Annotated in this window: 15 protein-coding genes; 6 read left to right on the plus strand and 9 right to left on the minus strand. The window is 65.7% G+C overall.

From position 1 onward, the window contains the following. Positions 1–126: 126 nt before the first annotated feature. Positions 127–1,725 carry an L-lactate permease gene (locus U5A52_RS12865; RefSeq protein WP_321934938.1) on the plus strand — a complete coding sequence of 533 codons (1,599 nt, stop codon included), beginning with the start codon at positions 127–129 and terminating at the stop codon, positions 1,723–1,725. Between the two features lie 101 nt (positions 1,726–1,826). Here the strand turns inward: U5A52_RS12865 and bamC are convergent, their stop codons facing one another. Beyond that, positions 1,827–3,068, minus strand: coding sequence for an outer membrane protein assembly factor BamC (bamC, locus tag U5A52_RS12870; protein ID WP_321934939.1), 1,242 nt, complete (start codon positions 3,066–3,068; stop codon positions 1,827–1,829). Between the two features lie 389 nt (positions 3,069–3,457). Between bamC and U5A52_RS12875 the strand changes: the two genes are divergently transcribed. Continuing rightward, on the plus strand, positions 3,458–3,931 hold the full coding sequence (locus U5A52_RS12875) for a DUF2844 domain-containing protein (RefSeq protein WP_321934940.1): 474 nt from the start codon (positions 3,458–3,460) through the stop codon (positions 3,929–3,931). After that, complete coding sequence (locus U5A52_RS12880; protein ID WP_321934941.1) at positions 3,928–5,241, plus strand: DUF3443 domain-containing protein; 1,314 nt, start codon at positions 3,928–3,930, stop codon at positions 5,239–5,241. The genes U5A52_RS12875 and U5A52_RS12880 overlap by 4 nt, the downstream gene beginning before the upstream one ends. Before the next feature lie 112 nt (positions 5,242–5,353). Here the strand turns inward: U5A52_RS12880 and U5A52_RS12885 are convergent, their stop codons facing one another. Continuing rightward, a complete protein-coding gene (locus tag U5A52_RS12885) occupies positions 5,354–5,926 on the minus strand; it encodes a hypothetical protein (protein WP_321934942.1) in 573 nt (190 codons plus the stop codon). 120 nt (positions 5,927–6,046) lie between these two features. Between U5A52_RS12885 and U5A52_RS12890 the strand changes: the two genes are divergently transcribed. Both U5A52_RS12890 and U5A52_RS12895 read left to right on the plus strand, forming a co-directional pair. After that, a complete protein-coding gene (locus U5A52_RS12890; RefSeq protein WP_321934943.1) occupies positions 6,047–7,780 on the plus strand; it encodes a VRR-NUC domain-containing protein in 1,734 nt (577 codons plus the stop codon). Then, positions 7,777–10,068, plus strand: a complete 2,292-nt coding sequence (locus U5A52_RS12895; protein ID WP_321934944.1) for an ATP-dependent DNA helicase — start codon at positions 7,777–7,779, stop codon at positions 10,066–10,068. Before U5A52_RS12890 ends, U5A52_RS12895 begins: the two co-directional genes overlap by 4 nt. A gap of 75 nt (positions 10,069–10,143) precedes the next feature. Here the strand turns inward: U5A52_RS12895 and U5A52_RS12900 are convergent, their stop codons facing one another. The 7 genes from U5A52_RS12900 to xylA form a co-directional block, all read right to left on the minus strand. Next, entirely contained in the window at positions 10,144–12,993 is a 2,850-nt protein-coding gene (locus U5A52_RS12900; RefSeq protein WP_321934945.1) for an ATP-dependent Clp protease ATP-binding subunit, read from the minus strand. Then, complete coding sequence (locus tag U5A52_RS12905) at positions 12,968–13,279, minus strand: hypothetical protein (RefSeq protein WP_321934946.1); 312 nt, start codon at positions 13,277–13,279, stop codon at positions 12,968–12,970. Before U5A52_RS12905 ends, U5A52_RS12900 begins: the two co-directional genes overlap by 26 nt. 207 nt (positions 13,280–13,486) lie before the next feature. Further along, positions 13,487–14,686, minus strand: a complete 1,200-nt coding sequence (locus U5A52_RS12910) for a sugar ABC transporter permease (RefSeq protein WP_321934947.1) — start codon at positions 14,684–14,686, stop codon at positions 13,487–13,489. Then, on the minus strand, positions 14,683–16,236 hold the full coding sequence (gene xylG / locus U5A52_RS12915; protein WP_321934948.1) for a D-xylose ABC transporter ATP-binding protein: 1,554 nt from the start codon (positions 16,234–16,236) through the stop codon (positions 14,683–14,685). The genes U5A52_RS12910 and xylG overlap by 4 nt, the downstream gene beginning before the upstream one ends. 79 nt (positions 16,237–16,315) lie before the next feature. Beyond that, the gene (xylF, locus tag U5A52_RS12920) at positions 16,316–17,344 is read right to left on the minus strand and encodes a D-xylose ABC transporter substrate-binding protein (protein WP_321934949.1); all 1,029 of its coding nucleotides are present in this window, start codon (positions 17,342–17,344) and stop codon (positions 16,316–16,318) included. Positions 17,345–17,539: 195 nt separating this feature from the next. Then, on the minus strand, positions 17,540–19,030 hold the full coding sequence (gene xylB, locus U5A52_RS12925; protein WP_321934950.1) for a xylulokinase: 1,491 nt from the start codon (positions 19,028–19,030) through the stop codon (positions 17,540–17,542). Between the two features lie 117 nt (positions 19,031–19,147). Next, complete coding sequence (gene xylA, locus U5A52_RS12930; protein ID WP_321934951.1) at positions 19,148–20,470, minus strand: xylose isomerase; 1,323 nt, start codon at positions 20,468–20,470, stop codon at positions 19,148–19,150. Between the two features lie 316 nt (positions 20,471–20,786). Between xylA and U5A52_RS12935 the strand changes: the two genes are divergently transcribed. Continuing rightward, positions 20,787–21,998, plus strand: a complete 1,212-nt coding sequence (locus U5A52_RS12935) for a DNA-binding transcriptional regulator (RefSeq protein WP_321909077.1) — start codon at positions 20,787–20,789, stop codon at positions 21,996–21,998. The last annotated feature ends 30 nt before the right edge of the window (positions 21,999–22,028 follow it).

Genomic DNA, 22,028 nt, shown 5'->3' on the forward strand with positions numbered 1-22,028 from the left:
GCGGGGATTGAAGCACTGCCTTAACTCGGCCGCCTGGCCGGGCACCGAACTCCACAGCCGACGACGCGCCCCGGCGCACGCTGCCGCATTGCTGCGCCGATAACGAACCAGCATAAAGGAGACGTGATGTTCCACCAGCTGCTGACCCCTATCGGCAATTCGCTGCTGTTTTCGTTTCTCATCGCCGTGCTGCCCATTGTCACCGTGCTGGCCCTGCTGGGCTGGGCGCGGCGGCCCGCATGGCAAGCCTCGCTCGCAGGACTCGTAGTCGGCCTGATCGTCGCGATCGCCGGCTGGCAGTTTCCGGTCAATCTCGCGATCAGCTCGGTGCTCGCGGGCGTGGTGTTCGCGCTTTGGCCGGTGATGTGGATCGTCGTCACGGCGATCCTGCTCTACAACATCGCGCTGCGCTCGGGCCGCTTCGCGGCGTTTCGCATGTGGCTGCTCGACAATCTGCCCAACGACCGGCGCATCGTGCTCGTCGTGGTCGGCTTCTCGTTCGGCGCGCTGTTCGAAGGGATTTCCGGCTTCGGCACGCCGGTCGCCATTACGAGTTCGCTGCTCATCATGCTCGGCTTCCCGGCGCTCGAAGCCCTGACCTTCACGCTCATCTTCAACACGGCGCCTGTGGCGTTCGGCGCGCTCGGCGTGCCGATCACCGTGCTCGGCGCCGTGACGCACCTGCCCGCCGATCTGCTCGGCCAGATGGTCGGCCGCCAGCTGCCGTTCTTCGCGTTGCTGCTGCCGTTCTACGTGATCGCGATCTATGCGGGCGTGAGCAGCATGCTGCGCATCTGGCCGGTGCTGCTCGTCGCGGGCGGCAGCTTCGCCCTCACGCAGTTCGTCACCGCCAACTTCATCAACTACAGCCTCACCGACGTGCTCTCGTCGCTCGTCTCGCTGATCCTCACCATCCTGTTCCTGCGCGTATGGAAGCCTGTGCCCGATCCGCGCTTCGCCATCAAGGTCGATCGCGCGAAGGAAACGCGCGGCGCCGTGACGGGTGCGCAGGGCTGGTATCCGTGGATCATCGTCGCGGCCGTGGTGATCATCTGGACCGTCGCGAAGATCTTTACGATCGGCGACGTGAAAGTGCCGTGGCCGGGCCTCGACAAGGCCGTGTTCATCACGCTCTACAACACGCCCTATGGCGCGATCTGGGACTTCCAGCCGCTCGCCACCGGCACGGCGATCCTCGTTGCGGCCATCATCACCGCGTTCGTCGTGCGCCTGAAGCCCGCCGATTTCGGCAGCGCGATCGTCGATACCTGGGGGCAGACGCGCATCGCCATCCTCACGGTCGCGACCATCGTCGGGCTCGCGTTCCTCATGAACTACTCGGGGCTCACCTATACGCTCGGTCTCGGCGTGGCTTCGGTCGGCGCGTTCTTCCCGCTGGTTTCAGCCTTTCTCGGCTGGGTCGCGGTGTTCCTCTCGGGCAGCGACACGTCGGGCAATGCGCTGTTCGGCAACCTGCAGGTGGTGGCCGCGAAACAGCTCAACCTCAATCCCATCCTGATGGCGGCGACGAACTCGTCGGGCGGCGTGATGGGCAAGATGATCTCGCCGCAAAACATCTCGACCGGCGTCGCCACCACGGACCTCAAGGGTCAGGAAGGCCATGTGTTCGCGAAGACCTTCAAGCACTCGATCCTGTTGACGGTGCTGCTCGGCATCCTCGTGTGGCTGCAGCAGAACGTATTCACCTGGATGATTCCGCACTGAGCCGAACTGCGCACGCATGAAAAAACCCGCCTGCGCGGCGAAGCGCAGGCGGGTTTTTCTTTTGCCACACAAGCCAGCGCTTGCTGGCTTGAGCGCAAGGCTTAATGCAGTTCGTCGACCACGAGGCTCATGATCTCCTGCGCCGGGCGCGACGAGTCGATCTGGCCGCTGTCGTCGACGATCGCAATGCGCGTCTGGTTGTCCGTCACGGCGCGCACGTTGAGCTTGTACTGCTTCGCGATCTTTTCCTTGCGGCCGTGGAAGATCTGGTTCCAGAAGCCCTGCTCGTCCGAGCTCAGATCCTTCGGATCGACATAGCGCACGTAGTAGATGCCCTTCGTGCGATCGCGGTCGTCCACCGTGAAGTTGGCGCGATCAAGCGCAATGCCCACGCGCACCCAGGCGCGGTCGTACGGCTCGCCGAGCGTGAGTTCGGTCGAAGTGTACTGACCCGACGTGCCCTGGGCGCCCGCCTTCGAGCCGCTGCCCGATTGCTGGCCGACGGCGGCGACGTTTTGCGCGGCCACGGCGGCCGCGGCGGCATCCGGAGCCTTCGACTTCGCGTCGGTGCCCTTGCTGTTGGCCTTGGCGTCGGCTTCGGCTGCGACCTGCGCGTCGGGCACGCCCGGTTTCGCGTTCGCGAGCGTCATCATGAGGCGCTTGAGGTATTCGGCTTCGAGCGCCGGATCATTGGGCTTCGGCACCCACTTGCTGGTGTCGTTATTGGTGCCTGAAAGCTGTTCGCTCAGACCCTTCTGGCTGATGAACACGTAGGTGCCGCCCGTAGGCGACGTTTCGAGGCGCGTGCGGTACTTGTTGCGCTCGGCCGTCACGTACGAGTTGCCCGTGGCCCACGACAGCGTGTTGCGGATCAGACCGTCGCTGATCTTCGGATGGGTCTCGTTCCAGTCCGTTTCCATCACGCCCTTGTCGCGCTGGTCGACGACGAGCAGGAAGCCTTGTTCCTGCCAGAAGCGGCGCACCTGCGCCCAGACCTGGTCGGGCGTGCGGCTGTCGATGACGAGCCAGCTTTCCGTGCCGTCACGCTGGATACGCATGCCCGGCACTTGCGGGACCACCTGGCTCTGGTCGGACGCCGGCGCCGCGGCCTGGGTCTCCTTGAGCGAGGACAGCGAAGTTTCGCCGCCCTGCGGCGCGAGCGAGCGCTGGTCGGACGCTTCGTCGAGCATGTTCGGCGGCACAGCGAGCGAGGACTGCTTCGCCTTGGCGTCACTGCGGTAATCGATCTTGCCTGGCGTCGGCGAGCTGCAGCCGGCGACCAGCCCGCCCGCCATCAGAAGCGCAAGCGCGCGTGCGGCAAGACGTTGATGAAAATCACTCATGTTCGGGTAATCCCTTCGGCTACGCCACGGCCAGTTTCCGTGGATCAACCAAACATTTTACCGGTCCGGCGGCCCGATGTGCAAAAACCACGGAGTCGCACTGAATCGGGGTCCAGCTTCTGCCGAGGCGAAGCACGCGCGACCGTGCGCGTGACGCCCCAAATCCACCTATCCGTAACATTCACCCACATTCGATTCGAAACTACGCGACTGCTGAATCTCCAGCAAATCCCTTTTGGATCAATGCTCTAACTCGAAACCACGTCAGGGCGCCATTTTGCGTTACGTCGCTCTGCCGTTCTGGGAGGCTTGCGAGAACGACCCCGGTGCTAATTTCACAGCGAAATCTCAAAAAAAGAGATTCATAAAAAGCAGGACCGGAGAGCGTCATGAAAACTTGCAGCCTCACCCAGGCGGGCCGCGCCGCGGCCCTCGCCTGCGCGCTCAGTTGCCTGAGCTTCGCCGCCACGCCGGCTCGCGCCGCGCTCGGCGAAATTGCAGCGGTGCCGGCCGGCGCCACGCAGCGCGTTATCGGCGGCGGCGCGGCGCGCGTCGTCAGCTATGTCGACGACGGTGGCACGACCATCAACGAATATGTGGGGAACGCCACCGGCACGGTCTTCGCGTACACGTGGCAGGGGCCGGCTCAGCCCAACGTGGAAACGCTGCTGGGCCGTTACGCAGCGGACTGGCGCAGCGCCGCCACGGCGCTTCACGCCGCCGGCCGCGACGGCCTGCACGCCGGGCGCGTGGACGGCGCGCAGGTCGTGGTGGAGACGGCCGGCCACATGCGCGCCTACGTGGGACGCGCGTGGCTGCCCGCCGCGCTGCCCGCGGGCGTAGGCGTTGGGGACCTGCAATGAAGGCCCGCACCCAGCGCCGATCGCGCGCGCCCGGCATCGGGCAGAACGCCGTCGTCATCATGCTGTGCATCTTGCTGACGGCTTGTGGCGGTGGCGCAAGCAGTGGCACCGCCGCCGCGAGCACAGGCGCCAGCGCACCCGCTAGCGCCCCGTCGTCAGCAAGCGCGGCAAGCCCCGCGAGCGCGCCGTCGACCACGAGCACGAGCGGCACGGTGCCGCAATCGACCACGCCCAACGTCGTGGCCGTCACCGTCGGCCCCACGCCCACTTCGACGCGCAACATGCTGATGGCGAGCGTCACGGTTTGCGTGCCGGGCACCACGAACTGCGCGAGCGTCGCCAACGTGCAGGTCGATACTGGCTCGCAGGGCCTGCGCCTGCTGGCTTCCGCTTTGCCGGCGGGATTCGCGTTGCCCGCCGTGCCGGCCGGCGCGGGCGCCGACATCGCGGGTGAATGCGCCGTGTTCGGTACGGGCTACACGTGGGGCGCGGTGCGCAGCGCCGACGTGAAACTCGCGGGCGAAGTGGCCGCCGCCCTGCCGATCCAGTTGATCGCCGACCCGGCCGTGCCCGCCTCCGCACCGGCCGGCTGCGCCGGCAGCGGTCTCGCCATGAACAGCGCCACCACGCTGCGCTCGAACGGCATCCTCGGCGTGGGACCGTTCAGCGCCGACTGCGGCGCGACCTGCGTGAGGGCGGCAGCCACGCCGTGGTACTACGCGTGCCCGGCGAGCGGCTGCACGGCGAGCGCGCAACCGCTCGCGCAGCAGGTCAGCAACCCGGTGGCGGCCTTTGCCACCGACAACAACGGCGTGGTCATCGACCTGCCTGCCGTGGCGGACAGCGGCGCGTCCGAGGTGAGCGGGTCGATGATTTTCGGCATCGGCTCGCAGGCGAACAATGCGCTCGGCAGCGCGAGCGTACTGCGCGCGAATTCGGGCACGGGGTATGTGAAGACGACGACATCGGACGGCACCGTCTACTCGCTGAGCTATCTCGACACCGGCTCGAACGCGCTCTACTTCAACAGCTCGACGATGACGCGCTGCGGCTTCTGGTATTGCCCGAGCTCGCCCGCAAGCTTCGGCGCGACGATAGCCGGCATCGACGGCGTGGGCGCTTCGGTGACCTTCTCCGTGACGAGTTCGACCACACTGTTCGCCACCGGCAACTGGGCATTCGGCAATCTGGCCGGCTACAACGCGAGCGCGTTCGGCTGGGGGCTGCCGTTCTTCTTCGGGCGGCGCGTGTTCACGGCGATCGCCTCGCAGGTCACGCCTGCCGGCAACGGTCCGTTCTTCGCGTTCTGAGCGCGACGGCAACGGCAACGGCCGTCACAAACGACGAAGGCCTCTCGCGAGGCCTTCATGCGCGCAGATTGCGCGGACGGCGAAACGGCACGGCCAACAGCGTGAATTCGCCTTAGTCGTTCGCGGCGTTCGGGTCGGGCGTGGTCTTTGCGAGCGGCGCCGGCGCGAGCCAGCGGAACGTCGCGAGGCCAGATTCGTTGAAGGTGCACTCCGCTGCCGTCGGTGTGACCACGGCCTTCTTGATGCCGAGCTTCGCAGCCAGCGCCGCAACCGGCGTGGTCGGCTTGCCCCCCGCGGCGCCGTCCTGAGCGACGGGAGCCGTGGGAACCGAAATCGTGCCGGGCAACGCCCCCGCCTGCACCGATGGCGCCGTGATCGACGGCCCCGCCTGGGCGCTCTGCCCGGTCGCCGACACGGCTGCCGATGCAGCCGAAGCTGCAGATGGCGCCGACGCAGCAGCAGCGGCCGACGCCGCGCCGTTCTCGAGCTGTCCTTCGATCACCACGCGCGCGCCACGATACGTCGTCGCGCTGTGCGTGACTTTCAGGTCGCCGAGCGTCGTATCGGCAAGGCGGTTACGCATCTCCTCTTCGCAGGTGCTCATGTTGCGGTACTGCGCCGCGCATCCCGCGAGCAGGGTGACGGCGGCCGCGAGGCCGGCGAAGCATGCGTTACGTTTGTTCATTGCTCATCCGTTTTTCAGGCTGCGGCAATTGTAGCGTACGGGGCGGGGAATCCCTTACGGCGCTCGCCCTCGCGCGCGACCCTGCTATCATCGCTGCTGTATATCCGTACAGTGCCGCGCGTGCTTCCCGACTCTCCCGATCCGTTTTACTACCTCGCGAACTTCGAGCGCGCGCTAGCGTGGCTCGAGGCACGCTGCGCCGATCTGTTCGACGCCGCCGAGCGCCGCTTCGCCGACGATTTCGCGCGCATGCCCCAAGCGTCGCGCGCGCTCTTCGTGCGCATGCTGATGCGCAAGGGGCCTCATTTCCGCGCCAGCCGTCTCGCGTACGACGAAATCGGCTGCCCGCGCGCGGCGGCGGCCCCGCTCGTTGCGGCGGGTTGGCTCGACGCAGCGCCCGTGCTCGATCTCGACTCGCTCGCCGCGCTCGTGACGAAAGCCGAACTGCAGACGCTCGCCGCGCACCTCGGTGTCGCGCTGGAACCGCGCGCCACGCGCACGGCCGCGCTCGAAGCGCTCGAGGCGCACTACGCCGCCGCACCCGGCCCGCGCGACTGGCAGGGGTGGTTTCCGTCCTCGCCCGACACCGTGCTGCTGTTCGCGAGCGCCCCGCTCTGCGAGCGCCTGCGCCTCATGTTTTTCGGCAACCTGCATCAGGACTGGTCGGAGTTCGTGCTTGCCGACCTCGGCGTCTATCGCTACGAAAGCGTGCCCTTCGATCGCGACTCGCGCGCGTTCCAGCGACGCGAGGACATCGACACGTATCTCGCGCTACGCGATTGCCGCGACGGCCTCGACAGCGCCACCCAGACCGGGGACTTCGACGCTGCCACTGCCATTGCCACGACGCTCGATGCGCTCGACGCACTGGCCCCGCGCACGCATGCCAACGTGTGGCTGCGCGCTCGCCACGACAAGCTGCGTCACGCCACAGGGCTCGCGGCCGAGCGCGCGGGCGAACCCGAACTCGCGTGGCGCGCCTATCTGGACTGCGGCCATCCTGAGTCGCGCTACCGCCGCGTGCGCGTGCTCGAACAGTTGAGCCGCCGCGAAGAGGCGCTCGCGCTCGCGCAGACCATTGCCGATGCGCCGGAAAACGAAGAGGAAGCGCAGCGCGCGGCGCGCACGCTCGGGCGTCTCGCGCGCACGCGGGCGAAGTCGAAAACGGGCACCGATTCGGGCTTCGTGCAGCTTGAACTCACGCTGCCGGCCGCGCCCGGGGAGCTTCGTGTGGAGGAAGCCGCGCGCCTCTCGCTCGCTACGCCGCAGGCGCCGGTGTTTTACGTCGAGAACACGCTGATCAACGCCCTCTTCGGTCTGCTCTGCTGGCCCGCGCTGTTCGCGCCGCTGCCCGGCGCGTTCTTCCATCCGTTCCAGCGCGGGCCCGCCGACCTGCACGCCGCCGACTTCGTCGCGCGCCGTGCTTCGCAGTTCGAAACATGTCTCGCCGAACTCGAAACGCACGCGTATCGCGACTCGATCCAGCGGCGCTATGCACAAAAGGCCGGCATCCAGTCGCCCTTCGTCGCCTGGCCCGCACTGAGCGACGAACTGCTCGCGCTCGCGCTCGATTGCTTTCCCGCCGCGCATCTGCGCTTGTGGTTCGAGCGGCTGCTGCGTGAACCCGTTGCCAACCGTTCGGGCCTGCCCGATCTCGTGCGCTTCTGGCCGCACGAACGGCGCTATGAACTGATCGAGGTGAAAGGCCCCGGCGACCGCCTGCAGGACAACCAGCGTCGCTGGCTTGCGTATTGCGCACAGCACGGCATGCCGGTTTCCGTGTTGCAGGTGCGCTGGCCCGATCTGGCTGACGAGACCGACGAAAACGCTGCATCGGCGCTGCGCGCGTCATGAGCTACACCGTCGCCGTGCGCACGCTGTGCGAGTTCACTGCAAAGCGCGGCGACCTCGACTTGCGCTTCACGCCCTCGCCCGATGCAAGCGACGGTCGCGCCGGCCACGCGGCCATCGCCGCCAGGCGCGCGCCCGGCTACGAAACCGAGATCGCGCTTTCCGGCACGTTCGAATCGCTCACCGTGCGCGGCCGCGCCGACGGCTACGACCCCGCGCGCCGCAGGCTCGAAGAATTCAAGACCTATCGCGGCGACCTCGAAGCGATGCGTGAAAATCAGCGCGCGCTTCACTGGGCGCAGTTGCGCGTCTACGGCGCGCTCCTGTGCGACACGCTCGGCCTCGATGGACTCGAACTCGCTTTGGTGTACTACGACATCGGTTCGGGCCGCGAAACGGCGCTGGTCGAGCAGGCAAGCGCGTCGGAACTGCGCGCCGCGTTCGAAACGCAATGCCGCCGCTTCGTCGCATGGGCCGAGCAGGAAAGCGCGCACCGCACTGCGCGCGACGCCGCGCTGGCCGCGCTGTGCCTACCGCACCCGCAATTTCGCGCCGGCCAGCGCGATCTCGCCGAAGCCGTCTGGCGCGCGGCCACGCAGGGGCGCTGCCTGCTCGCGCAAGCACCCACCGGCATCGGCAAGACCATCGGCACGCTCTTTCCGCAGTTGAAGGCTTGCCCGCGCGCGGCCATCGACAAGGTCGTGTTTCTGAGCGCGAAAAGCTCAGGGCGCCAGTTGGCGCTCGACGCGCTCGCCACGCTGACCATCGCACAAAAGGAAGCCACCGCCGACTCGCAGCGAACGACCATTCCCTTGCGAGTGCTCGAACTCGTTGCGCGCGAGAAGGCTTGCGAGCATCCCGAAGCGGCATGTCATGGCGAATCCTGCCCGCTCGCGCGCGGCTTTTACGACCGACTGCCGGCCGCGCGCGCGGCGGCGCTCGAACGCGTGCGGCTCGATCGCACAGCACTGCGCGAGGTGGCGAGCGAGCACGCCGTCTGCCCTTACTATCTTGGCCAGGAACTGGCGCGCTGGAGCGACGTGATCGTCGGCGACTACAACTACTGGTTCGACGCGAGCGCCATGCTGTTCATGCTCGCCGCGCACAACCAGTGGCGCGCGAGCGTGCTCGTGGACGAGGCGCACAATCTCCCCGAGCGCGCTCGCGCGATGTACTCGGCGGAACTCATGCAAACGCGCATCGACACCGTGCGCCGCGCCGCGAGCGCGCCGCTCAAGCGCGCGCTCGCGCGGCTGCAAAAGCTTTGGAATGCGCAAAACGCAGTACAGCCCGGCGCCTGGCGAGCGAGCGACACCTTGCCCGAAGGCCTCGTCGCCGCGCTCGGCGAAGTGATCGGCGCGATTGGCGATCAGTTCGCCGAGCCCGCGCTCGTGCGCGACCCCGAGCTCGAACGCTTCTATTTCGATGCCCTGCACTTCACGCGTATCGCCGAACGCTTCGATACGCATTCGCTCTTCGACGTCACGCCGCTTGCGCAGCAGAGCGCGCGCCGCCCGCGCTCGACGATCGCGATCCGCAATATCGTGCCCGCGAATGCGCTGCGCCCACGCATCGCCACCGCGCACAGCATGACGCTCTTTTCGGCGACGCTCTCGCCCACGCACTACTACAGCGACATGCTCGGCCTGCCCGCCAACACGGTGAGCATCGACATCGACACGCCGTTTCGCGCCGAGCAACTCGACGTCCACATTGCCCGCCATATCTCGACGCGTTTCAAGGACCGCGAGCGTTCGCTCGAAGCGCTGGTCGCGCGCGTATCGGCGCAATACGCCGAGCGCCCCGGCAACTATCTATGCTTTTTCAGCAGCTACGACTACTTGCAGCAAGCCGCCGATGGGTTCATGGCTCGCCATCCGCAAGTGGACGTGTGGCTTCAGTCGCGCACGATGGACGAAGCGGGCCAGCAGGCCTTCGTCGCGCGCTTCGTGGAAGGCGGCTGCGGCATTGGCTTCGCGGTGCTGGGCGGCGCGTTCGGCGAGGGCATCGATCTGCCGGGCACGCGCCTCATCGGCACATTCATCGCCACGCTCGGCATGCCCCAGGTGAACGCCCTGAACGAGGCGATGCGCGCACGCATGGATACGCTTTACGGCGATGGCTTCGATTACACGTACCTGATTCCGGGCTTGCGCAAGGTCGTGCAAGCCGCGGGCCGTGTGATCCGTACCGAACACGATCGTGGCGTCGTGCACCTGCTGGACGACCGCTTTGCTCAGCCAGGGGTGCGTGCGCTGCTGCCAGCGTGGTGGCGCATCGCCTCCAGTTGATCTGGATTCCTTATCGCCTGCGTACGAAGAGAACTGGCGCACCTCCTCTCGGTGCGCCAGCGGTCTTTCACACGGTCAGGCAGGCTTCGCCTTTCCTCCTCCCTTCCCGCTCTTCTTCGGAGGCGGCGGTGGCGGATCGCCTTCCATGTCGTCGGCAGCGATCTCGTTCGCGACTTCGTCAACCGGCGGTGACTCCGCTTTCTTCGCCTTCTTCGCGGACTTGTTTTCCTTCACGTCGGGCGGCACGGCGAGCTTGCTGATCGTGACTTCGTCGTTCGTCTTGTCGTAACCGATCTCGACGGTATCCCCCGTCTGCAGCGCGTCGCCGAGTATCTCCTTGGCAAGGCGCGTTTCCACTTCCTGGCGAATCTGCCGCTTGAGCTCGCGCGCACCGAACTCCGGCTGATAGCCCGCCTCCACGAGGTGATCAATGAGCGTCTGCCCCATAATCAACGTGATGCCCTGTGCAGCCGCCGTGCGTATGACGCGTTCGAGCTGGATCTGCACGATCGCGCGGATGTTGTCGCGCGAGAGCGCATGAAACACGATGATCTCGTCGATGCGATTGAGGAACTCGGGCCGGAAATGGCCCTTGAGCACTTTCATGAGTTCCGCGCGGATCGTCTTGTCGTCGAGGCGCGACTTCTCGGGGCGCTCGAGGTTGTCCATGATGATCGACGCGCCGAGGTTGCTCGTGGCGATCAGAATCGTGTTGCTGAAGTCGACCACGCGGCCTTTACCATCGGTCAAGCGCCCGTCGTCGAACACCTGCAGCAGCACGTTGTAAACGTCGGCGTGCGCCTTTTCGATCTCGTCGAGCAGAATCACGCTGTACGGGCGCCGCCGCACGCGCTCGGTGAGCTGGCCGCCCTCGTCGTAGCCCACGTAGCCCGGCGGCGCGCCGATGAGCCGCGCCACCGCGTGACGCTCCATGTACTCGCTCATGTCGATGCGGATGATGGCCTGCTCGTCGCCGAACACGGTTTCCGCCAGCGCCTTCGCAAGCTCGGTCTTGCCCACGCCAGTCGGCCCGAGGAACAGGAAAGTCGCAATCGGCCGGTTCGACTGACCGAGGCCCGCGCGCGAGAGACGCACGGCGTCGCTCACCGCGACCACGGCGTCTTCCTGGCCCACCACGCGTTCGCGCAGTGTGGCTTCCATCTTGAGCAGCTTCTGGCGCTCTTCCTGAGTGAGATCCGCAACCGGTATGCCGGTGAGCCGCGAGACGACCTCGGCAATCGACGCCACCGTGACTTCGAGCGTTTCCGAGCCCGTCTTGCGCTGCCACGCTTCGGTGAGTTCGTCGAGCTTCGCCTGCTTGTCGTTGATGCGCTCCTCGAACCCCTTTGCTTCGTCGAAGCGCTTGCGCGAAGCCGCGTAATCCTGCTCGCGCTTGAGCTGCGCGATCTCCGCTTCAAGCTCCTGCATGTCGGCGGGGCGCGAGGTCGCGCCGATGCGCACGCGCGCCGCTGCCTGATCGATCAGATCGATCGCCTTGTCCGGCAAAAAGCGCGAGGTGATGTAGCGATCCGACAATTCGGCTGCGGCCACGAAGGCGTCGTCGGCGAACGTGACCTGGTGGTGCGCTTCGAGTTTGTCGCGCAGGCCGCGCAGGATCACGATGGTTTGCTCGACCGTGGGCTCGGGCACGAGCACGGGCTGAAAGCGCCGTTCGAGCGCCGCGTCTTTCTCGATGTACTTCTGATACTCGTTCAGCGTCGTCGCGCCTATCAGGCTCAACTCGCCGCGCGCGAGCGCGGGTTTCAACACATTGGCAATGTCGAGGCCGCCTTCGCCGCCGCCCTGCCCCGCACCGACGATCGTGTGCAATTCGTCGATGAAGAGAATCAGCTCGTCGTGCTTGGCGGTCACTTCGTCGATCAGCTGCTTTGCGCGTTCCTCGAACTCGCCGCGGTATTTCGCGCCCGCGACCATCGAGTTGATGTTCACTTCCACGAGCCGCTTGCCGCGCAGCACCTCGGGCACGTCGCCGTTGACGATGCGCTGCGCGAGGCCTTCGACAATGGCGGTCTTGCCGACGCCCGGCTCCCCGATCAGCACCGGGTTGTTCTTCTTGCGCCGCGCGAGCACCTCGATGGTGTTCTCGATTTCCAGCGCGCGCCCCAGCACCGGATCGAGCTTGCCCTGCCGCGCCATGGCCGTGAGGTCGCGGCCGAACTTGTCGAGCGTGGGCGTGCCCGTGGGCGCATCCACGCGGCCATCTTCCGCGCCCTTGCCCACGACCTTCACGACCTTCTGGCGCAGCGCCTCGGGCGTGACGCCGTATTTCTTGAGCAGCGCGCCCGCAATGCTGTCGGGCACCGCAGCGAGACCGATCAACAGATGCTCGGGACCGACGTACGAGTGGCCGAGATCGCGCGACGCCTGAAACGCGAACTGAAACGCTTTCTTCAGGCGTGGCGAAATCGTCATCTTGTCGATGGGCGCGTCGGGCGCGGCCGTGCCCTTTTGCGCATGCTGATCGATATAGCCCTGGATGTCCTGCGGCGAAAGCTTCAACTCCTTCAGGAGTGCCGCGCAAACATCGGTGTCGGCAAGCACGTACAGCAGATGTTCGGTGTCGAGTTCATTACGCTGCAATTCATGGGCTTTTTCCGCGGCGCGCTGCAGGATTTCGAGCGTCTGCTCGCTGAACGCATCGGTCGCGTCCACGGATTCGCGCGGCACCTCGGCGGCGAGATCGTGCTCGTCGTCATGTTCGTCCTCGCCGCCTTGTCCGCCGAAAAAGCGCGACAGGCCGCTGCCGCCCAGCAGCGAGTCGAACGGGTTGAGCATGCTTTGGTGACGCATCAGTTGGCGGTAGTCGTAGTCGCAGATCGACATGGACTTGCGCTGCCCGTTTTGCACGACAGTCACGCGCGCGACTGCGGGCCGGGCATTACAGATTTCGCAAAGAGTGGGCATGGTCGGCTTGTCTCCGGAGGATCGGAATCGCGCCGCCGAAGTTGGCGAAACCCTGCCACCACCTCGCGGCGCGATTCGGTGCAACGCGGCCGCTCACGCAGCGGGTGCACCAGCAAAGCGACAAATCGGCGAGCACGCGCAGCAACACCATTGCGGCGCAGTGCTGTGGCTGACGATGACCTTGCGGGCGCAATGCGTGACGCGCTTTGCGCGCGTTACGTGAGTCTGCCGCCCGACACAGGTGCGATTGATTGTGGCAGGAAACGATTGCCAACGCGTCGAACATGCGCCGCTCGGTGTGCGGTTGACGGTCGACTACATGAAAGAAAAAGGGCGGGACATCAGTCCCGCCCTGAGAACGCGCTCGGGGCGCGTGAGGAGAGCAACTGCGCGTGACGTCATCCGGTGCGTTGCGATGTCACGCGCGGTGCAAGAACACTGTCATCAAACTCACTGCGCAAGCAGGTTTGCAATCGTGTTCGCCGTCTGTTGCTCAGCGGCGGTTCGACCCCGACACGACATCGATCCACACGGCGAGCACGAGAATGCCGCCCTTCACAATCATCTGCCAATACGCGTCCACGTCGAGCATCGACATGCCGTTATCGAGGCTCGCCATCACGAGCGCGCCGATCAGCGCGCCATACACGGTGCCGGAACCGCCACGCATCGACGTGCCGCCGATAAAGCAGGCCGCGATCGCGTCGAGTTCGCCCATCGTGCCAGCCGAGGGTGACCCTGCCGCGAGACGCGCCGTATTGACGATGCCCGCAAACGCGCACATCAGGCCCATGAGCGCGAAGATCGCGAGCTTCACGCGGTTCGTGTTGACGCCGGAAAGACGCGTGGCTTCGAGGTTCGAGCCCACCGCGTAGATGCGGCGGCCGAACACGGTTTGCGTGGCGATCCATGTGAAGATACCGAGCAGCGCGAGCAGCAGCAGCACGGGCACCGGAATGCCGCCATAGCTGTCGAGCATCAGCACGAACGCAAGCAGGATCGCGCCCGCGCCGACGATCTTCACGCCGTCCTGCCAGAGCGGCACGACGCTGAGCTGATAGCGCCTGCGGTTCGCACGCTGGCGCACCGTGAGCACGGCAAGCAGCACGAAAAGTGCTAGCGCGAGCACGTCGCCCGCCGCGCGCGGCAAATAGCCCTGACCGAGAAACACGAAGTGATCGGACACCGGCGCAATGGTCGAACCACCCGTGATGCCGAGCAGCACGCCGCGAAACGCGAGCATGCCGCCGAGACCCACGATGAACGACGGCACACGGCGGTACGTCGACCACCAGCCGTTGAACAGGCCCACCAGCACGCCGAGCGCGAGCACCACCGGCACGGTCACGCCAATCGGCCAGCCGCGGTTCACGTCGAGAATCGCGGCCACGCCGCCGAGCAGGCCCAGCAGCGAGCCCACCGAGAGATCGATCTCGCCCGCGATGATGACGAACACCATGCCGCACGCGAGCATCCCCGTGATCGACATCTGCCGCAGCAGGTTCGACACGTTGCGCGGCGTGACGAACGCGCCATGCGTGAGCAGCGAAAAGAACAGCCAGATCACCGCCACTGCGAGCAGCAGCGCGAGGATCTTGTAGCGTGCGAAGAGTTGCTGAAAACGCATGGCGAAACCATTGCCGCCTGGCTGCTGGTCTTCGCGCGCGTTTTGGGTTGTGACGTCGGGGGTCATACTGCACTCGCTGTATCGGGTTGGGCGCGCACGCTCTGGATCGCCGCGCCAAGAATGTCTTCCTGCGTGAGGTCGTCATTGACGAAGTCGCCGCGCAACTCGCCTTCGCCGATCACGAGCACGCGGTCGCTGATGCCCAGCACCTCGGGCAGTTCGGACGACACCATCACGATCGCCACACCGCGTTTGGCGAGCTGGAAGATCAGCTTGTAGATCTCGTACTTCGCGCCGACGTCCACGCCACGAGTGGGCTCGTCGAGGATCAGCACCTTGGGGTCGGTAAGCAGCATCTTGGTGAGCACGGCCTTCTGCTGATTGCCGCCGGAAAGGCTCGCAATCGACAGCATGGGGTTCGCCGCGCGCACCGAAAGACGCTGCATCTCCGTGCGGATCGTGTCGAGTTCGGCGGCCGTGTCGATGCGTCCGTGCTTCGAGAAACGCTGCAGCACCGAGAGCGTGATGTTGTGGCCCACGCCCAGTTGCGGCACGATGCCGTGGCGCTTGCGGTCCTCGGGCACCATGGCGATGCCCGCATCGATCGCGTCGAGCGGCGAGCGGATTTTCAGCGGCTTGCCTTCGAGCAGCACCGTCGCCGTGCATGCGCCAGCATAGGCGCCGAAGATCGCCTGCATGGTCTCCGTGCGGCCCGCGCCCACGAGCCCGGCCACACCCACGATCTCGCCGCGCCGCACCGCGAACGACACGTCGTCCACGCGCTTGCGGCGCGGATTCGTCACGTCGTAGCAGGTCACGTTGCGCGCTTCGAACACGACCTCGCCAATGTCATGCGGCTCGCGCGGAAAGAGATTGCGGATCTCGCGCCCCACCATCATCGCGATGATGCGGTCGGTGGTGAGCGTCGCCATGGGCTCGGTCGCCACGTGGCGGCCGTCGCGGATCACGCTCACCGTATCGCACACGGCCTCGACCTCGTCGAGCTTGTGCGAGATGTAGACGCATGCCACGCCGCGGCGCTTCAGGTCGCGCACGATATCGAGCAGGATCTTCGTTTCGGCCGCGGTGAGCGAAGACGAAGGCTCGTCGAGGATCAGCAGCTTTGCGCGCTTGTTCAGCGCCTTCGCGATCTCGATGAGCTGCTGATGGCCGCCGCCATAGTTCATCACCGGCTGCGCCACGTTGATGGCGTCGATATTCAGCTCGCGCAGCAATTCGTCGGCGCGCTGATACATCGCCGCGTAATTCATGCGGCCGCCCGGCAGCGTGATTTCGTTGCCGAGAAAGATGTTTTCGGCCACCGAAAGCTCGGGCACGAGCATCAGTTCCTGGTGGATGATGACGATGCCCGCACGTTCGGTGTCGCGCACGCTGTGGGCTTCAAGCGGCGCGCCTTCCCAACGGATTTCGCCGCTCCAGGTGCCGTGCGGGTACACGCCCGAAAGCACTTTCATGAGCGTGGATTTACCGGCGCCGTTCTCGCCGCACAGGCCCACGCATTCGCCGGGCTGCACCGTGAGGTCGATGCCGTCGAGCGCTTTCACGCCCGCAAAGGACTTGACGATGCCGCGCATCGTCAGCAAGGGTTCGGTCATACGCTGGTCACTCGCTGCGAAGGCCCGCGCGACGCCATCGCTATACACGCGGCGCGCGCGGGCCGTCAGGCCATAGACGTTACTGGCTTGCCAGTTGCGCCTGCGTGTAGAAGCCGTCCTTCACGACGACGTCCACGTTGGTCTTCGTGAGCAGCGTAGGCTGCAGCAGCACCGTATCGACCTTCTTCTTGCCGTTGTCGTACTGCGCGTTGTATGCCGGCTTCTGGCCCTTCGCGAGATCGACGGCGAGCTTCGCGGCTTCGCCCGCGATGAGCTTGAGCGGCTTGTAGACCGTCATGGTCTGCGTGCCGGCCACCACGCGCTTGACTGCCGCGAGGTCCGCGTCCTGGCCCGACACCGGCACCTTGCCCGCGAGATGCTGCGCGGCGAGCGCCTGGATCGCGCCGCCTGCCGTGCCGTCATTCGAGGCGACCACTGCGTCGATCTTGTTGTTGTTCGCGGTAAGCGCGTCTTCCATGATGCGCAGCGCCGTCGAAGCGCTCCACTCCGGCACCCACTGCTGGCCGACTACCTTGATGTCGCCACGGTCGATAGCGGGCTTGAGGACCTTCAGTTGTCCTTCACGCAGCATCTTCGCGTTGTTGTCGGTAGGCGCGCCGCCCAGCAGGAAGTAATTGCCCTTCGGCTGCGCATCGTAGACACCCTTCGCCTGAAGCTCGCCCACCTTCTCGTTGTCGAACGAGATGTAGCCATCGATATCGGCGTCGAGAATCAGGCGGTCATACGAAACGACCTTGATGCCCGCCTTCTTCGCTTCGGCGACGACGTTGCCAAGCGTTTTCGAGTTGAACGGCACGATCACGATGACGTCGACGCCACGCGAAATGAGGTTTTCGATCTGCGAGATCTGGCGTTCCTCGCTGGCATCGGCCGACTGCACCGACACTTTCGCGCCGAGCTTTTCCGCGGCGGCGACGAAGTAGTCGCGATCGCGCGACCAGCGCTCGACACGCAGGTCGTCGATACAGAAGCCGATCTCGGGGTGATCCTTGCTCGCGTGTGCGAGCGGTGCGGCGAGCGACAGGCTCGCGAGCACGGCCCCGCATACGAGCGAACTCAGAACCGAACGACGTTTAGCGAAATTCATGTCTCCATACTCCTCTTGATGCCGATGCGCAGGCGCGCGCGTACGCGTCGCCGCCGCGGCGATGGTTATCGGGCGGTTGCCGATGTCATTGCGGAACACACGCGAAAAGGCAAGGCGTGCGGTATAACCGTAGGACTACCAATCGACTGCACGACTACACTGGTCGTGCAGCTTTTTCTGCATCGGCGCCCTCTCTCAGGCGCCGGTTGCGAAAACCGGTTCGAGCGCGCGATACAGCGCGCTAAAGGTTGGACGGCGTGCCTCGCGATACCACGCGTGGCGTGCGGCGTCAGGCTCGCGTATTGCGAGCACAGGTGGCTGCGGGCACACCTGGTCGAGCGTCGCGCCCGGTTCGAGCGCGAGATGCGCGAGGCGCGCCGCGCCCAGCGCCGGACCGACCTCGCCGCCGGCGCGCAGCGTAAGCGCGCGGCCGCTGATATCGGCGAGCATTTGCGTCCACCAGGCGCTGCGCGAGCCGCCGCCAATGACCGTAATAGTCTCCGGCACGAGCCCCGCCGCGTGCAGCGCATCCATACCGTCGAGCAGCGCGAAGCCTACGCCTTCCAGTGTCGCGTTGGCCAGATCGGCGCGCGCGGTCTGCGGCGTCATGCCATAAAACACGCCCTTCGCGTTGACGTTGTTGTGCGGCGTGCGCTCGCCGCAGAGGTATGGCAAGAACCACGGCCGGCGCGCGTCGCGCGCGGCGTTCGAGTTCGCTTCGGCGTCGGCGAGCAATGCGGCAACGCTTTCGTAGCCCGTCAGCTGCGCGGTGAAGTCGAGGCAACTGGCCGCGTTCAGCATCACGGACATCAAGTGCCACGTGTGCGGCAACGCATGGCAGAAGCTGTGCACGGCGGAGTCGGGATTGGCGAGAAAACCGTCCGAGACCGCGAAATAAACACCCGAGGTGCCGAGCGAAAGCATGGCGTCGCCGGGCCGCACGATGCCCACGCCCACGGCGCCCGCCGCATTGTCGCCACCGCCCGCCACGACCGGAATTTCGCGCAGGCCGAATTGCCGCGCGAGTTCGGGCCGAAGCAGGCCCGTTACCTGGTTGCCTTCGAATACGTCCGGCATCTGCGCACGCGTGAGGCCGCACGCCTCGAGCAGGGTCTCGCTATAGTCGCGCTTCGAAATGTCGAGCCACAGCGTGCCGGCGGCGTCGGACGGGTCGGTCGCGAACACGCCCGTGAGCAGCCAGCGCAAATAGTCCTTCGGCAACAGCACATGCGCAATGCGCGCGAAGATCTCCGGCTCGTGCTTGCGCACCCACAGCAGCTTCGGCGCCGTGAAGCCCGGCATCGCAAGATTGCCGGCAATGGCATGCAACTGCGGTACGGCGCGCTCCAGCTCGATACATTCGGCGTCCGAACGACCATCGTTCCACAAGATAGCGGGACGCAGCACCTGCCCACTCGCGTCGAGCAGCGTCGCGCCGTGCATCTGGCCGGTCAGACCGAGGGCTTCAATACGCGCCGGGTCGATGCCGCGCCCACGCGCTTCGTCGATCAGTGCGCGCAAGGCATCCTGCGTGGCGAGCCACCAGTCTTGCGGTGCCTGCTCGGACCAACGCGGCTGCGGCCGGCTCACGGTGAGCGGCGCGCTCGCGCTGCCGAGCACGTCGCCCGCGCGATCGAGCAGCACGGCCTTCACGCCCGACGTGCCGAGGTCGATACCGATGAACATGTCTCCGTCCTTCTTTTTTGCGCCAGTTTGCCTTGTATCGGAAGCTGCGCAATTACGAATTTGACGGCGCGCGCTAATGTTTTTTCAGGCGTCTTTTTTTCGCGCGCCGTGGCAGGGCTAACGCTGGCCGTAGATGGCCTGATTCACGACATTCTCGAGCCGCTCCTGCTGGCCGCTCGCGTGCTGCGGATTCATGCCGTGCGCAAGCGCGTCGGCGGCGAGCGACGAAAGCGAATAGCCGCCCGCGAGAATCTTGCGGCCGAACTCGCTGTCCCAGCCCGCGTAGCGCTGGCTGCGGAACTGCTCGAGCCGGTCGTTTTCCACGAGCGCCGCTCCGCGCTCGAGCGCGAGCGCGAGCACGTCGATCGCGCCCACGTGGCCGTAGAACATGTCCTCCGGATCGGCGCTGGCGCGGCGCACCTTCGCGTCGAAGTTCATGCCGCCCGTCGTAAAGCCGCCGTGGCGCAGGATTTCGTAGAACGCGAGCGTGAGTTCTTCGACGCTATTCGGGAACTGGTCGGTGTCCCAGCCGTTTTGCGGGTCGCCGCGATTCGCGTCGACGCTGCCGAACACGCCCAGCGCGAACGCCGTCGCGATTTCGTGATGGAACGAGTGGCCCGCGAGCGTCGCGTGATTCGCCTCGATATTCACGCGGATTTCGTTTTGCAACCCGTATTGCGTGAGGAAGCCATGCACCGTGGCGACGTCGTAGTCGTACTGATGCTTGGTCGGCTCCTGCGGCTTCGGCTCGATCAGCAGCGTGCCGGTGAAACCGGTGCGGTGCTTGTGCTCGACCACCATCGAAAGGAAACGCGCAAACTGTTCGCGCTCGCGCTTGAGGTCGGTATTGAGCAGCGTGTCGTAGCCTTCGCGGCCGCCCCACAGCACGTAGTTCTCACCGCCGAGCTTGCGCGTCGCGTCGAGCGCATGACACACCTGCGCGGCCGCATACGCGAAGACTTCCGGGTTGGGGTTCGTGGCGGCGCCGCCCGCATAGCGCGGATTCGAAAACAGGTTTGCGGTGCCCCACAGCAGCTTCACGCCGCTTGCCTGCTGGCGCTCGCCGAGGTAGTCGACCATGCGCTTGAAGTTTTCCGTGTAGTCCTTCAGGTCCTTGCCTTCCGGAGCCACATCGGTGTCGTGGAACGTGTAATAAGGTGTGCCGAGCTTCGAGAAAAATTCGAACGCGGCATCGGCCTTCTGGTGCGCGCGCTCCATGGCGTCGCCGGGCTGCTGCCACGGGCGGTGAAACGCCCCTTGCCCGAAAATATCGTTGCCGGGCCACACGAACGAATGCCAGTAGCACACCGCAATGCGCAGATGCTCTTCGAGCGTCTTGCCGAGCACCTTTTTGGTCCGGTCGTAGTGATGGTACGCAAGCGGGTTGTCCGACTGCGGGCCTTCGTATCGAATAGCGGGGATATGTTCGAAATACGACATGATGTCTCCAATGTTGTTGCAGCGCAGCGCAGCGGCGCGGCGTGCATCCCTCTGTGTGACGCCATACTGCCCGCGACGCGCAAAGCGCGGCAATTGCGAAATTGCGTGAGACCTGTAATGTTTCCTGCCGACTGGCGCGGCCGGCGCGCCCGCGCCCGCGAATGTGGGCCTAAAATAGCCGCACGCTTAAAACGACGCGCCAGAGGCGCGAAAGACATCGTAGCGCGGCGCTCATTTGCGCGCACCGCGCCCGAAATGGAGACATGGCGGTTGTTTCGCAGGCGTTGCGCGCCGGGCGACCAGCCGCCGACACGACATGACCCGTGCCCCCGCTTCCCAGACGCCCCACCGCATCGCGCTGCTCTTCAACGCGAACAAGGTGTACGACCGCGAGATCATTGCGGGGATTGGCCACTATCTGCGCTCCACACGCGTGGCGTGGGACCTCTTTCTCGAAGAAGACTTCCGCTGCCGGCTCGCGGGCATCGAGCGCTTCGATGGGGACGGCATCATTGCCGACTTCGACGACCCCGCCGTGGCCGACGCGCTGCGCGGCTGCCCCCTGCCGGTGGTCGCCGTGGGCTCGTCGTTCGAAGACGCCAGCCAGTACCCGGCCGACATACCCTATATCGCAACCGACAACCGCAAACTGGTCTCGCTCGCGTGGACGCACCTGATCGGCGCAGGCTTGCCGAATCTCGCGATGTACAGCCTGCCTGTCGCGCAGGAAAACCGCTGGGCACAGGAGCGCGAACTGGCGTTCCAGGCGCTCGCCCGCGAAGAAGGCCTGCAGGCGCCGATCTATCGGGGCCAGGCCACCAGCGCCAGCGCCTGGAACCAGCACATCGAACAGTTGAGCGCGTGGCTGCACAGCCTGCCCAAGCCCGTGGGCGTGATCGCCGTGACCGATGCGCGGGCGAGGCATTTGCTTCAGGCATGCCTGATTCACGGTATTGCAGTGCCCGAGCAGGTGGCGATCATCGGCATCGACAACGACCCGCTCACCCGCACGCTCACGCGTATTCCGCTCTCGTCGGTCATTCAGGGCACGGAGGAAATGGGCAAGACGGCCGCCCACTTGCTGCACCAGATGCTGCGCGGCGCGCGTTTTCCGGGACAACGCATCCTGGTTCCGCCCGTCGGCATCAATGTGCTCGAATCGACCCGGCATGAACCGTTGTCGAGCCCGCACGTCATGCGCGCGCGCCATTTCATCCGGCAGTACGCGTGCCAGGGCATCAAGACCGAGCAGGTGGCCGACTATGTGGGCGTATCGCGCTCGTCGCTGGAAGAATATTTCCGGCGTGAACTCCGCTGCACGGTCCACCAGGAAATCTTGCGCCACAAGCTCGATGCCGCGAAGGCAATGCTCGCGAGCCGCGACGCCTCGAGCGCGGAGGTGGCGATCCGCTGCGGATTCACGTCGCTGCAGTACATGTACGCCGTATTTCGCCGTGAGTTGGGCTGCACCCCGCGTGAATATCAGGACAGTGTCGCGAACGCTTCAGGCCCACGCCTGTCCACTTGATAAAGCGGCTTCGGCCACCCCGGACAATCA

The organism is Paraburkholderia sp. J8-2 (assembly GCF_905220195.1).
Classification (GTDB): Bacteria; Pseudomonadota; Gammaproteobacteria; order Burkholderiales; family Burkholderiaceae; genus Paraburkholderia.

What these genes read in the sequence shown, in the direction of transcription:
- U5A52_RS12865 (WP_321934938.1), top strand. Translation starts at nt 127, where the DNA reads ATGTTCCACCAGCTGCTGACCCCTATCGGCAATTCGCTGCTGTTTTCG.
- bamC (WP_321934939.1), bottom strand. Translation starts at nt 3,068, where the DNA reads ATGAGTGATTTTCATCAACGTCTTGCCGCACGCGCGCTTGCGCTTCTG.
- U5A52_RS12875 (WP_321934940.1), top strand. Translation starts at nt 3,458, where the DNA reads ATGAAAACTTGCAGCCTCACCCAGGCGGGCCGCGCCGCGGCCCTCGCC.
- U5A52_RS12880 (WP_321934941.1), top strand. Translation starts at nt 3,928, where the DNA reads ATGAAGGCCCGCACCCAGCGCCGATCGCGCGCGCCCGGCATCGGGCAG.
- U5A52_RS12885 (WP_321934942.1), bottom strand. Translation starts at nt 5,926, where the DNA reads ATGAACAAACGTAACGCATGCTTCGCCGGCCTCGCGGCCGCCGTCACC.
- U5A52_RS12895 (WP_321934944.1), top strand. Translation starts at nt 7,777, where the DNA reads ATGAGCTACACCGTCGCCGTGCGCACGCTGTGCGAGTTCACTGCAAAG.
- U5A52_RS12900 (WP_321934945.1), bottom strand. Translation starts at nt 12,993, where the DNA reads ATGCCCACTCTTTGCGAAATCTGTAATGCCCGGCCCGCAGTCGCGCGC.
- U5A52_RS12905 (WP_321934946.1), bottom strand. Translation starts at nt 13,279, where the DNA reads ATGTTCGACGCGTTGGCAATCGTTTCCTGCCACAATCAATCGCACCTG.
- U5A52_RS12910 (WP_321934947.1), bottom strand. Translation starts at nt 14,686, where the DNA reads ATGACCCCCGACGTCACAACCCAAAACGCGCGCGAAGACCAGCAGCCA.
- xylG (WP_321934948.1), bottom strand. Translation starts at nt 16,236, where the DNA reads ATGACCGAACCCTTGCTGACGATGCGCGGCATCGTCAAGTCCTTTGCG.
- xylF (WP_321934949.1), bottom strand. Translation starts at nt 17,344, where the DNA reads ATGAATTTCGCTAAACGTCGTTCGGTTCTGAGTTCGCTCGTATGCGGG.
- xylB (WP_321934950.1), bottom strand. Translation starts at nt 19,030, where the DNA reads ATGTTCATCGGTATCGACCTCGGCACGTCGGGCGTGAAGGCCGTGCTG.
- xylA (WP_321934951.1), bottom strand. Translation starts at nt 20,470, where the DNA reads ATGTCGTATTTCGAACATATCCCCGCTATTCGATACGAAGGCCCGCAG.
- U5A52_RS12935 (WP_321909077.1), top strand. Translation starts at nt 20,787, where the DNA reads ATGACCCGTGCCCCCGCTTCCCAGACGCCCCACCGCATCGCGCTGCTC.